Source organism: Candidatus Borrelia undatumii, assembly GCF_020882015.2.
Classification (GTDB): domain Bacteria; phylum Spirochaetota; class Spirochaetia; order Borreliales; family Borreliaceae; genus Borrelia.
In genome coordinates, this window is sequence record NZ_CP086555.2 from 596,790 (window position 1) to 610,496 (window position 13,707).

The window sequence follows — 13,707 nt, forward strand, 5'->3', positions numbered from 1 at the left end:
GTTGGTCGGTGTGGCTAGCTTGTGAGGTTGCTGTGTTATTTAAAAATCGTTGGGGTGAGCTATTTTAGCATTTGTAGGAAAAAATTGTTTTTGCGGTAGAATTTCTTTTATGCAAAAATTTTCGTTTTTTAATAAAAAAAAAGCTAGTTCAGTTGAGGAGCCTGGTTCTTCAGGAGGTATTGCGGACAAGAAGAAAGATCTTCATGTATATGAGTACAAGGCTCCGGTTAAAGAGTTAGTAAAGGGATTTTATCATACTAAGGCTTCTGTTAGTAGTGTGGTGCTTGGTATGGGGTTTTTATACAAAAATATCTTTGCTAATTTTGATAATCTTGATGAAATGTTTGAGGTGCTTATTAAAATGACTAACGAAGCACGTAGTCAGGTGAGTCTTGTTTTTAGCAGTATCGAGGATATCAGCAAGGAGAAGTTGAAAAAGATTACTGCTATTATTGTGGGTGTTCAGGAAAGCTTGGAGACAATAAATAGCTTTTTGGGGGCAACCAATATGATTTCTCTTAATGCTAAGCTTGAAGCAGCTAGAGCAAAGGAGTATGGTAAGGGCTTTGCCGTTGTTGCTGATGAGATTAAGCGTCTATCAGATCAAGCAAAGAGCCTTGTGAATATGATTTCTGTTAAGGAAATTGAGACGGTTTCCAGAGATTTAATTTCTGAGAATGTTAGGGATCTACAGTTGGATATCGATAAATTTTTCTCAAGTTTTCTTGAAGAACTTGGTTCCCTTAATAGTTTGTTTAAGCATTTTGTTGAGCAGAAGGTTCAGTTTTCAACATTGGTTGATGACCTTGAAAGTATTGAAGCTAGTATTTATTGCTTAACAAGAAGCTGTGATTCTTTGTCTTGTTCTGATACTTTTATGTATTCTAATGACGAATTTTTGAAGGAGTTGGAATTTATAGTTTCAGAACAGATGTCCTGGATTGATGTTTTAAAGCTGATTGTAGAAAATAGGAGGTGTATGGCTATTCAAACAGAACCCATGAAGCATGGGTTTGGGTTATTTTATAAGGGACTTTCGCCTAAACATGCCGATATTAAGGTAATTTGGGGGGATGTTTATTCTTATTATTTAAATATGCATAAGTTGGCCGTTGATATACTGAAGATATTTACAAGAGATGATTTTGACGATGATGATTTGAAGAAAGCGGGAGAATTTTTATCTCAAGCGGAGGGTATCTCAGAGGAAATTATTAAGAAACTTGAGTATGTTAAAAATAAAGTATTTGAATTGGATAACAGAGGCATTAATATTTTTATATAATTTGGTTTCCTTAATGTTCCTGCATGAATGTGTTGGGTAATTTAGTTGATGTTTTTTCGGGTTAGAGTATAATCTATTAAAGGTTAGATTTTTGTGGAATGAGTTGGGTATGAGTTTGAGGGCTAAATTTGTTCATTTGCATGTTCATTCGGATTATTCTCTTTTAGATGGTGCTGCTCATGTTACGGGTATCGTTGCAAAGGCAAAAGAACATGGTATGTCGCATATTGCATTAACGGATCATGGCAATCTTTTTGGTGCTGTTAGGTTTTACAAAGAAGCAAGGAAGGTGGGGATAAAACCTATAATTGGTATTGAGGCGTATATGTCTAGCATGTCGAAGCATATAAGAAAGAACGATGATTTAGGAAAGCCTTCTTACCATTTAATTCTTCTTGCTAAAAATGAGATAGGCTATAGGAATTTATTAAAACTTACAAGTATTTCTTATCTGGAGGGATTTTATTATCGTCCCAGGATAGATAAGGGTGACATTGAGAAGTATTCTGAAGGCCTTGTTTGTACATCTGCTTGTATTGGTGGGATTATTCCTCAGTTAATTATGGCAAATAGATTTGAAGATGCAAAGAATGAAATTCTTTGGTTTAAAAGCGTTTTTGGGGATGATTTTTATCTAGAACTTCAGCGACATGGGATTAGGCAGCAGGACATTGTTAATGAAAAATTGATTGCTTTTTCTAGGGAACTTAATGTTGCGCTGACTGTGTCTAATGATTCTCATTATGTGAATAAGGAGGAATCAACTGCTCAGGATATTATTGTTTGCATTGGTACAGGGGCTAAAAGAAGCGATTCTAATAGACTCAAGATGGAGACCAATGAGTTTTATCTTAAGTCTCAGGAAGAGATGTGTGAACTTTTTAAAGATTTACCAGAAGCTTTGGAGAATACTGTCAGAATTGCGGAAAAATGTAATTATTTTGAGATAACGTTCCCGGGCCCTATTTTTCCTGAGTATGGGGTGCCTGATGGGTTTAATACGTTAGGTCAATATTTGGAGAGCTTAACCATTGAAGGGCTAGAGTTTAGATATGGAAGCCTAACGAAGAGTATTAAAGAGCGTGCTTTGTACGAGCTATCAACAATAATTAGGATGGGATTTGAGACTTATTTTTTAATTGTTTGGGATTTTATCAAGTTTGCACATGATAACGATATCCCCGTCGGGCCTGGACGCGGGTCTGGGGCGGGTTCAATTGTCGCTTATGCTTTAAGAATTACAGATATTGACCCTTTGAAATATAATCTTCTTTTTGAAAGATTCCTAAATCCTGAGCGTGTGTCTATGCCTGATTTTGATATTGACTTTTGTTTTGAGCGCAGAGACGAAGTCATAAAGTATGTTACAAGAAAATATGGGGAGGACAGAGTTGCTCAAATAATTACATTTGGAACCTTAAAACCCAAGGCTGTAGTTAAAGATGTTGGAAGGGTGCTGGATATACCCTTTGCTGAGTCCAATGAGCTTACCAAGCTTATACCCGATGGACCAAAGGTTTCTTTAAAAGAGGTCTTGGCAGACAAGGCTTTAAAGGGACTTTTTAATAAGAATCCTTTATACAAGGAAATGATGGATGCAGCTCTTGTTCTTGAGGGCATGAATAGGCATGTTTCAACTCATGCGGCAGGTATTGTGATTTCAAGAGCGCCTTTAACAGAGTATGTACCGCTTTACAAAGATTATAAACAAAATACTGTTTCTACGCAGTATACAATGGATTTGTTGGAAGATTGTGGGCTTGTGAAGATGGACTTTCTTGGACTTAAAACGTTAACTTTGATAAAAAACGCAGAGAATCTGATCAGGATTGTTAATCCTGATTTTAAAATAGATACTATTTCTGACAGTGATGCTAAGACCTTTAGTATGCTTTCTGAAGGGCGTAGCGCTTCTGTTTTTCAATTTGAGTCGGAGGGTATGCAACAGGTTTTAAGGGAGGCTAAGCCTGACAGTATTGAGGATTTAATAGCTTTAAATGCACTTTATCGACCGGGTCCTATGCAGTTTATACCTCAATTTATTGCGGCCAAGACGGGAGCTAGGAGGATTAAGTATCCTCATCCAGATTTAAAGGAAGTACTACAACCAACTTACGGGGTTATTGTTTATCAGGAACAGGTAATGGAGGTTGCAAGGATTATTGGGGGGTTTTCTCTTGGAAAAGCAGATATTTTAAGGCGCGCAATGGGAAAGAAGAAAGAAGATGAAATGAATAAGATGAAGGTCGACTTTTTAAAAGGAGCACTTCTTAAGGGCTATGGTGAGGATATTGCAAGTAATATATTTGAACTTTTAAAACCCTTTGCAGGCTATGGTTTTAATAAATCGCATGCAGCTGCGTATTCCTTAATAGCATATCAGACAGCATATCTTAAGGCTAATTACCCTGAAAGCTTTATGGCAGCCAACTTAACAAATGAGATTAATAATAGTGAAAAGCTTTCGTATTATATTGAAGAAGCAAAATCTATGGGGATCAATGTTTTAAAACCTGATGTAAATCAATCTTTTAAAGAGTTTCGTGTAACAGAGTCAAGCATATCTTATGGTCTTAATGGAATTAAGAACATTGGGGGGATTATGGTTGATTTTGTTGTTGCTGAGAGAGATAAAAATGGCAGGTATCAATCTTTTGAAGATTTTATCAGAAGGGTGGATGACAAGGTTATAAACAGAAAATTTCTTGAGTCTGGAATAAAGTCTGGCCTTTTTGATAGTCTTGACCAAAACAGAAGAACGCTTATTGAAAATCTTGATAGATTGTTGGAGGTTGTGTCTAAAGATAAGATTGATAAGAAAATGGGGCAGAGTAGTTTATTTGGATCTTTTGGAGTTCATAAGGCTGTTCAGGAGGTTTTTCATTATGATTTATTTGAGGAATATTCTTATTCTGATCTTTTAAGATTTGAGAAGGAACTTTTAGGTTTTTATGTATCTGGACATCCTCTTGATCCCTATAAAGTTGAAATAGAAAATTTTACAACCTTAAATGTGTTAGAGGAACTTGCTGTTAAAAAAAATAGCATTGTCCAATTTGCTGGCGCTTTAAATTCAATAAAGGTTATACATACCAAGAGGAGTAATGCTAGGATGGCCTTTGGAGCTATTGAAGATTTTAAAGGTGTAATGGAAATTGTGATTTTTGCTGAAAACTATGAAAGGTACAAGCATTTGCTTATTGAAGGTAGTGTGGTTGGGGTTGTAGGTAAGCTTAATTTTAGTAGAGATAAATTTTCAATAATTGCTGAGAAAGTGTTAGGGATTGAAGAACTGTCTGTTAATAGGATTAATAGTCTTCATATTAAATTTTTTAATGAAAGATTAAGTAATTCTGGTCTCCTTTATTCCTTAAAGGATAGGCTCTTTGAGTTTGAAAATAATACTGGATTTGTGCAGATTTATCTTCATCTGGGCAGTAATGATAGAGATTTGAAGCTAAAAATGAGTTCAATCTTAAATTTTAAGCCGGATGAAGTTATGATTAATGAGTTGAAGAGTCATGAGATAGTAGAGGATGTTTGGTTTGATTAGGAGGATTGATTTTGATGGTGGAAACTTTAACTATCTTTTTAAACATTTATAGAATTTTGATTTTAATTAGAATTATTCTCAGTTGGCTTGTGTCCTCAGGAATTAACACTAATGCATTTTTTAGATTCGTGTATAATGCAACAGAGCCATTTTTGTCTATCTTTAGGAGAATTAAATTTTTCAGGCTCGGGATGCATGATTTTTCACCAATTGCGGCTTTAATTACTCTTACGATAATTGAGAGAATGTTGTCTTATGGTGATTATAAACTTTCCACATTTATTATATTGTTCATTATTGAGGTTTGGGGAATATTTAGAAGCATTTTCTTTGCTCTTATTTTTTTCTTTCTTTTGCGATTAGTCTTTTTGCTTCTTCATCTCTTTGATGGCACCGATTTCATGAGAAGTGTTGATTCGTTGTTAATTCCCTTATCTGTTAAGATAAATAATATAGTTACAGACAAGCATATGTCTTATGTTCTTAATCTAGTGGTAGCGCCCTCGTTACTTGTGGCATTTATAATTATTTTTGAGCAAGCCATATTTGCTGTTAGTATTCTAGCCTCTTATTTGCCTTTTTAGGAATTTTGATGTTTTTGCATGAATTCCAGTATGACTTGAAGGGCATAAACGGGCTTGGCGAGAAGGGGATTGATAAGTTAAATAGTCTTCATGTTACGAATATTAAAGAGCTCATAGAATATTTCCCGAAAAAATATGAAGATCGTCAAAATGTACAGACTTTTCCTGATCCTTTGGAAGTTAGAAATTGTGAACTTATGACAATTTTTACTGTTTTAGAGCATAGAAATCTTGGAGGTAATTTTAAAAAAAATTTAAAACTCATTGCTCAAAGTGAAAATGACGAGATATTTGAAATCCTTCTGTTTAATAGAGGATTTCTAGAAGGGGTATTTAAAGTAGGTCAAAAATTTTATATTTACTCTAAATTTAATTACAGCGACTATAGTCAAATGTGGAGTTGTTCTAATTTTGATAGTGAACCTTTTAGCTACAATCCTGAGAGATTTAAAAAGATTATGCCGATTTATTCTCTTGGTGAAGGTCTTACCTCTAGGAAGATATCTTCCTACGTAAAGGAAGCTATTATTTATTTTGTGAAGTTTGGGCATTCAGACATTCCTGAATTTTTAATAAAGAAATATTCATTGTTAACACTTCATGAGGCTTTAAATGAGATCCATTTCCCAAGTTCTTTGGAAATGCTTGATAAGGCAAAGAAAACTTTAATTTATAGGGAAGTTTTCTTGCTCCAGTTTTTTTCAAGAGGGAAAAATATTGGGGATTTTAAGAGAAATAGAAAACAGTTGTCAAGAAATTTGCTTGATCGAATTGTTTCAGTTCTTCCGTTTAAGCTTACAAGGGATCAAAGATTTGCAATTGATGAGATAATTAGTGATCTTGCAAGCAGTAGACCAATGAGTAGATTACTTCAGGGCGATGTTGGAAGTGGGAAAACCCTTGTTGCCTTTCTTTCAAGCATTCCTTTAATCGAGGCTGGATATCAAGTGGCATTTATGGTTCCGACTGATCTTTTGGCAAGGCAGCATTATAATAATTTGGCAAAAATATTAAGCAACTTTAGTGTTTCAATAGTTCTTTTAACGGGCGGATTGAAAAAGAGAGACAGGGAAGATATTTTGGAGAAAATTAGAAATGGAACGGCAAGCCTAGTGGTTGGCACTCATGCTATTTTTTCTCAAGGGACAGAATTTAAAAAATTAGCTTATGTTATTATTGATGAACAACATAAATTTGGTGTTGAACAGAGAGAAGAGCTTAAAAATAAAGGAGAAGAAGTAGATGTTCTTTTAATGTCAGCAACTCCTATACCCAGAAGCCTAGCTTTAACTCTATTTGGCGATCTTGAAGTGTCTTTAATTAAAAGAGGTCCTTCAGGTAGAGTTCCTGTTACTACTTATTTGGCCAGACATGGCAATGAAGAAAAGGTTTATGAGTTTTTAAAGAATGAACTTGCTAGAGGGCATCAAGTTTATTTTGTTTATCCATTAATAACATCTTCTGAAAAGTTTGATCTAAAAGATGCAACCAGTATGTGCTTGGAGCTTAAGAATATTTTTACCGAATACTCTGTTGAAATGATTCATTCCAAGCTTGAGGCACGTGTTAAAGAAGATATCATGAATGATTTTTACTCAAAGAAGGTAGATATTTTAGTTGCCACAAGCGTTATTGAAGTAGGTATTGATTGTCCAAATGCAACTTGTATGGTAATAGAGCACGCTGAGCGTTTTGGACTTTCTACTTTACATCAAATAAGGGGGCGTGTTGGTAGAGGTAGCTTGAAATCTTTTTTATTTTTACTTTACAAAGAGCCTCTAACAAAAGCAGGAAAGTTTAGACTTAAGACCATAAAAGAGAACGTGGATGGGTTTAAAATAGCAGAGGAAGACCTTAAATTAAGAGGTCCTGGCAATTTGTTTGGACTTGAGCAGACCGGTTATTTAAAGCTTAAGATGGCTGATTTTGCTGAACATAAAGATATCATGAGCTTGATGAGGGAAGAACTTAATTTCTTTTTTTTAAATAAATCTTTGTATGATGTGTCAGATGTTGTGTTGCTTGATAGGCTTTTGTCTTCATACTTAAAGTCTGTTGGTAAAGAATAGGTGTTCAACTTGTATATTTTTTAATTAAATTTGAAATTTCTGTTTTATGTTCATTCCAAAATTTAAGAAATTTATGCTGCAGATTATTAAAATATTTTTCTTGAATACGGCATGCTTGTTTTCCAATATACATGTAATGCCAAGGTTCTGACTTGTATCCGGTTTCTTTTTCATAGCCCTTTGGGTATGATAAAGAAAATCCATATTTTAACGAATTCTCATAAATCCACTTTCCGGGTTTTGTGTCAAGTAAATTATCGTCTATTTTTATAAAATCAATGGCTGTTCCTAATTGATGTTGGGAATGATTGGGCACAGCCGATTGTTTTTCTGCGATCTTTAATCCATAGTTTTGAACATTATGTTCAAATAAAAATCTTTGATACTCTTCTGTTCTGTAAGCTGATACTATTTTAATAGTAAGCCCATTTTCCCTTGCTTTCTTTACAAAGCTAATTAGATCGTCTATTAATATTTTTCTTAATTGTAAGCCTTTTTTCCCTATGTCCTTCAGCTCTTTAAAATCTTTCAAATAGACCAAGTCGGGTGGACTGTATCCCCTAGGAATTGGGATTTTTTTATTCACATGTATTAAAAGGCTATTCTTTTCCGCTACAAGGAGTGGTTTTATTTCTTCTAGAAATTGAATGGGATTTGTCTTAATTTGTTTTCGATAATTTAACTCCATATCTTGGACAATATTAAGCAAGCTTGCTAGATCCTTGTTTGACATGCTACTTGCTTGTAAATTTAATCCTTGTGTCAAGAGTAACAAAAAAATACATAACAAACTCATATAAGTGCAATTATAATATACTTTGTTTTAGTTGTTATATTAACATTGTCGCCTGTATGAGTTTTAGTTTAAGTTATTTTTTTGTTTATAAAAATGGTAAAATAGGTGGAATATGCTTAAGAAGTTTGGTAATTATAATTCTGTGCTAAAAGAGCTGTTTGTATTGGCTATTCCTACGGCCTTCGAGTCCTTCTTGTTTCAGTTGGTGACGTTTTTTGATAATTATATGATTGCTTATTTAGGATCTTCTCAGGTGACTGGGGTTTCTCTTGCAAGTAGAATAAATTTTCTTTTCTTTATTGTAGTATTTGGACTTGGTACTACCCTTAGCGCATATGCTTCTCAGGCATTTTCTAAGAGCAAGTTTGGTCATGTAAGACAAGCATTTGCGTATGCCTTAATGATAGGCACAACCATTGGGATTATTTTCTTTTTTGTGTCTTTTATTTTTTCAAAAGAGATTATTAGTTTCTTCATAGAGGAGAAGGATTCTTTAAACTTTGGAATAGAGTACTTAAAAGTTATCTCTTCTTCCTACATCTTTATGACTTATTCTTTCCTATCTGCGATGGGTTTTAAGAGTTCTAAGGATGTAAGAATACCCTTGATTGTGACCACAATTGTTGTGTTAATTAACATTGTTTTTAATTACACATTCATTTTTGTTCTTGGTATGGGAATAAGTGGAGCAGCATATGCTACCCTGCTTTCCAGAGTTATTGAATTTCTGTTTTATTTGTTTTACAACTTCTTTAACATAAAGTCTTATTATCACCTCAGGCTGAATGATTTTTTTGTTTCAAAGGGTGTAAAAGTAGCCAATTTAAGGATACTTATTCCTGTACTGTTACATGAGGTTGGCTGGGTTTTAAGTATAACCATTTTACATGCTTTTTATGCTCGACTTGGAAGCAGTGAATATTCATCTTTTGCAGTTGCATCTAATATATTGGACTTGTGTTTTGTTTTAATGCATGGGATGGGAGTTGCGACTGGTGTTGTTGTTGGACATTTGATGGTGAATGATAAAGATCATGTTAGGTCGATTGGAATTTTTTTATCGGTTATTGGAGTTATTTCGGGATTTTTTGTAGCCTTGATTCTTCTTTTAATGGCCAGAGTTGCTCCTATTATTTTTGGCAATCTAGATTCTCCTGAGCTTGTTGGTGTATTTATTTCCGTCTTTGCTAGCATTGTTGTTTTTAAAGGGCTTACATCACAGGTACTTGTTGGTGTCTTTAGAACTAGTGGAATACCCAATGTTTGTTTTTATATTGAGGTGGGAGTAATAGTTTTTTATACATTACCTGTCGCCTATTTTTTGGTTTTTTTTACAGAGTTTAAGTTCCCGTTGATAGTTTTTATTGTAAATCTTGAGGAGGTTATTAAGAATATATTTATTTTAATAGAGTTTTTTAAAGATGATTGGATAAGGGAAATTCAATATGAATAACAGATTCGTGTTATAAAAATATATTATAATTACCAGTGATTGGGTATTTATGAACAGTACGGGTTTCAGGTTCATTTTGATTTTATTTAATAAAGGAATTCCTTTCGCGTTGTTGTAGTGGTTTTGTTTTAATTAAATACTTCTGTATTTAGGATCTTAAAGTTTGTTGTTTTTGCGCTGAGGAGGTGTCATGTACTTGTTAAACAAAACTAAAAGGAGTGAGGTTTATCGAGATCTTTTAAATATTGCAATCCCAACGGTTATTGAGTTTTTCCTATTTAATGTTATTTCATTTACAGACAATATTATGGTATCTTATCTTGGAGATTATCCCGTCGCTGGGGTTTCTCTTGCTAATAAATTTTTTGAGCTCTTTACTACTATTGCCTTTGCGGTGATGGGGGCATATAACATATTGGCAACAAGACAATATGCTAGGGGAGATACTGAAGATTTTAAAAATACGTTTTTTATTAGCATCTTAATTCTTCTATTGTTTTCCTTTGTGTTTATATTTGTTTCGTTTTTTTATCCGTATTTTTTCCTTGGATTATTGTCCGATGATCCGAGGGCTATCTCTTACGGGGTATCTTATCTTGATGTTGCTGTTTATTCTTTTGTATTTGCAGTAGTTAAGGGGATTATTGCAAATTCGCTAAAGGTTGTTAAGATTACCAGGATTCAGGTTATTACTGCTACCATTTCAGTTATTTTAAATGTAGTATTTAACTACTTGTTTATTTTTAAGTTTGCCATGGGGGTAACGGGAGCTGCTATTGCAACTACATTGGTTCGTGGTATTGAGCTTGTTTTTTACCTCTTGTATACCGTTTTTAACAAAAATTCTCATTTTTACCTCAATGCTAAAAATTTGAAAATCAATCCTGTAATATTTTCTCAGTTAATTAAATTTTTTATTCCGATATTCTTAAATGAGTTTGTTTGGTATTTGGGATATTTTGGTTTAATTGCTATTTTTGCAAGAATTGACACTGCTAAATATGCTGCATATAGCATAACTTTTTCTACTTATTTTATGGGATTTAATGTAATTAATGCGTTTTGTTTTTCTGTCAATATTGTAATGGGTCATGAGATGCACAATGATAAGAGGGAAATAATGGCTGTTGCAGTTTATTTGGAAAAAATAGGCTTTGTTCTTGCTGTTCTTACAGCTTTTATATTATTAGCTCTATCTTTCATCTCACCTTATGTTTTTTATGAGTTAGAGTATGCAGATCTTACGGGAGTTATTCTCAGGTATTATGCTATTTCGGCTTTTTTTACATCACTTGCGTTTCAATATTTATTTGGATTTTTCCGTGCGGGTGCATCACCAAACTTTGGTGCCATCATGGAAGGTTCTGTAACTTTGATTTACACAATACCTGTCGCATACTTTTTAGCGAATTATACTCAGTTTCCATTTGAAATTATTGTTTTCGTTCCATCTCTTGAGGATGTAATTAAGCTCAGCATTTCTTTGCCTTATTTTTATAGCACCAAGTGGATTAAATCTGTTAAAACGGGCTAGTTGTTTTGTTATAATTGGCTGTGTTGTGCGGTTGGATGAGATAGGCAGTAAAAAGTTTTTGATTATGGGCTTGGGGCTTCACGGAGGAGGTCTAGCCGTTGCAAAGTTCTTATTAAGACATGGGGCTAGTCTAGTGATTACCGATTTGAAGAGTGAATTAGAATTGGCTTCAAGCATAAAGTCTTTAGAAGAGTTTAGGAATAGGATTCGATATGTTTTAGGTTGTCATAGTGAAGATGATTTTAGGGAAGCAGATATTGTTATTAAGAATCCAGGAGTGAACTTTAATAATAAATATTTAAAGCTTGCAAAAAGAATTGAGACCGATCTGAGTTTGTTTTTAATGTTTAATAAGAATCCGATAATCGCCGTTACAGGGACTAAGGGGAAATCAACCCTGGTATCTCTTTTGCATCAAACTTTGGTTACCAGGTATCCAAGGACTAGAATCGGAGGGAATATTGGTATATCTCCTTTAAGCTTTTTAGACGATCTTGATTCTAATTCGCCTATTGTTTTGGAGCTTTCTTCTTGGCAACTTCATGATCTTGAAAATTTAAATCCCATTATTAGCATTATTACTAATGTTTATCATGATCACCAAAATTACTATTCAAGTTTTGATGATTACATAGAGGATAAATCAAGAATTTTTATAAATCAGGATTCGGGAATTTTTATATCTCAAGATAAGTCTTACTATGATTATTTTTATAGATTTAAGACCAAATCAGAAGTTGTTTTATTCTCAGAAGATGTCCCGTTAAACTTTGAAAATGATATCCTTTATTTAAAGAATGGAAAAGTTTATTTAAACAAGGATTTAATTACTACTCTTTGTGAAACGAGGCTTGTTTTACTAATAAGTAAGTTAGTAGCTGTTTTTGTTGCAAATTACTTAAAATTAGACTTGAAGCTTGTATCCGATATTGTGGATAGGTTTGACGGCATTGAGCATAGGCTGGAGCTTGTAAGGGAAATTGATGGTGTTAGATATTACAACGATACAACATCAACGATTCCTGACTCTACAGTCCTATCCGTTAAGAGTTTAAAGAAAGAAGAAGTTTGTATTAATCTTATTGTGGGTGGAACTGATAAGGAACTTAATTTTATGATTTTTGGTGAGATTTTAAACATGGTGAAAACTTGGATTTTACTAAGGGGTAGTGCTACTTTAAAGATTATTAAATTTTTTGAAGATAATAATGTTGATTACTTTATCTTCTCTTCAATAGAGGAATGTGTTTCTCATGCGAGAAAGATTTCTGTTCAAAATGATATAGTCTTGTTCTCACCGGCTAGCGCCTCATTTGAGCTTTTTAAGAATGAGTTTGATAGGGGTTTTCAATTTAAGAAATTAGTAAATAATATGATTTAATACCTTTTTTTTATGATTTTGTAGTACAAGTATCTTATCATTTCAAGAATTTTATAAATTTTATATAAAAACCTTTTATAAACGAAGTCATAGCACCCAATTCTGTGAATGATCTTGCCCCCAAATCCGGTTTTAAATTGAAAAAGCCCAAATAGAGGGTGTTTCTCATCAGCGGTAGGGGGGATACCTAAAAGGTCATATTCTTTAATTGAATAACTTTTAAGCATTTGTATTGCAGTAAACTGTACTGCGTAATTGGGCATTAAATGTCTATTTTTTCTGCTTGAAGCACCATAAAGATAAGTAGCTCTGTCTTTGTAGAGTCCAACGATTATTCCTGATATGAGTTTTTCATTATATAGTGAGATTATTAGTTTTATGCTTGAGTTTGTATCTCTCCTAAATTCTTTTATTAGATCTTTTATGTAATCTTTTGAATGAATGGCAAATTTGTCTCTTTTAGCCGTTTCCTGATAAAGTTTGTAAAACTCGTCAAAATACTTAAACTCATCATCTATGATTACTTTGATATTTTTTCTAGTACTAAGCCGGATATTATATCTTGTTTTCTTTTTCATTTTAGATTGAATAACATCTAATGGATCGTTTAAGGCTATTATTGTTGTATTTGAAGGTTGTATATCATTAAATGATTTTTCAAATCCTTTCAATTTGATCTTTAATGGAATATAGCTTTCTTTTAAGCTTCTTGCGGTGTAGTACATTAGGTCAAATCTTAAAAAGATGGTGTTCTTGTGTAAATGTTTCTTTATGATCTCACTAAATTGTTTAAGTTGAGCATTAATTTCGTTTATGTTAATCTCTTCAATTTTTTTGTTTGAAAATTCTGGATGGGCAATATATCCTAGGTAAAAATTTCCAAATATCCTTCTTTGCATCACAAGAACTTTATTAAAGTTTTCACTGCTTACTGCTATTGCTTCCCATGGGCTCTTTTCTCTTGAAACTTTTTTTACAAACGTCCACAACCTACTTTGAAGATAGCTATCGTTTAGACTTTCTATTTCAGTTTTTTTAATATTCACTTATTG

9 protein-coding genes are annotated in these 13,707 nt (G+C 33.3%); 7 read left to right on the forward strand and 2 right to left on the reverse strand.

What is annotated here, in order from left to right; all coding sequences use genetic code 11:
• Positions 1–109 precede the first annotated feature (109 nt).
• From LKV13_RS02925 to recG, 4 genes are all read left to right on the forward strand, one after another.
• Positions 110–1,285, forward strand: coding sequence for a methyl-accepting chemotaxis protein (locus LKV13_RS02925; RefSeq protein ID WP_229089179.1), 1,176 nt, complete (start codon positions 110–112; stop codon positions 1,283–1,285).
• Positions 1,286–1,394: 109 nt separating this feature from the next.
• Positions 1,395–4,838, forward strand: coding sequence for a DNA polymerase III subunit alpha (gene dnaE, locus LKV13_RS02930; protein ID WP_229089186.1), 3,444 nt, complete (start codon positions 1,395–1,397; stop codon positions 4,836–4,838).
• A gap of 14 nt (positions 4,839–4,852) precedes the next feature.
• Entirely contained in the window at positions 4,853–5,422 is a 570-nt protein-coding gene (locus tag LKV13_RS02935; RefSeq protein ID WP_229089712.1) for a YggT family protein, read from the forward strand.
• Positions 5,423–5,430: 8 nt separating this feature from the next.
• A complete protein-coding gene (gene recG, locus LKV13_RS02940; RefSeq protein WP_229089190.1) occupies positions 5,431–7,491 on the forward strand; it encodes an ATP-dependent DNA helicase RecG in 2,061 nt (686 codons plus the stop codon).
• A gap of 4 nt (positions 7,492–7,495) precedes the next feature.
• Here the strand turns inward: recG and LKV13_RS02945 are convergent, their stop codons facing one another.
• Entirely contained in the window at positions 7,496–8,287 is a 792-nt protein-coding gene (locus LKV13_RS02945; RefSeq protein ID WP_229089195.1) for a M15 family metallopeptidase, read from the reverse strand.
• Positions 8,288–8,399: 112 nt separating this feature from the next.
• Between LKV13_RS02945 and LKV13_RS02950 the strand changes: the two genes are divergently transcribed.
• The 3 genes from LKV13_RS02950 (at position 8,400) to murD (ending at position 12,655) form a co-directional block, all read left to right on the forward strand.
• Positions 8,400–9,740, forward strand: a complete 1,341-nt coding sequence (locus tag LKV13_RS02950; protein WP_229089211.1) for an MATE family efflux transporter — start codon at positions 8,400–8,402, stop codon at positions 9,738–9,740.
• Between the two features lie 190 nt (positions 9,741–9,930).
• Positions 9,931–11,274: an MATE family efflux transporter gene (locus tag LKV13_RS02955; protein WP_229089215.1), complete on the forward strand. Its 1,344-nt coding sequence runs from the start codon at positions 9,931–9,933 to the stop codon at positions 11,272–11,274.
• 25 nt (positions 11,275–11,299) lie between these two features.
• Positions 11,300–12,655, forward strand: a complete 1,356-nt coding sequence (gene murD / locus LKV13_RS02960; RefSeq protein ID WP_229089218.1) for a UDP-N-acetylmuramoyl-L-alanine--D-glutamate ligase — start codon at positions 11,300–11,302, stop codon at positions 12,653–12,655.
• Here murD and LKV13_RS02965 read toward each other — a convergent pair.
• Complete coding sequence (locus LKV13_RS02965) at positions 12,652–13,701, reverse strand: lipid II:glycine glycyltransferase FemX (RefSeq protein WP_229089222.1); 1,050 nt, start codon at positions 13,699–13,701, stop codon at positions 12,652–12,654. The genes murD and LKV13_RS02965 overlap by 4 nt on opposite strands.
• Positions 13,702–13,707 lie beyond the last annotated feature (6 nt).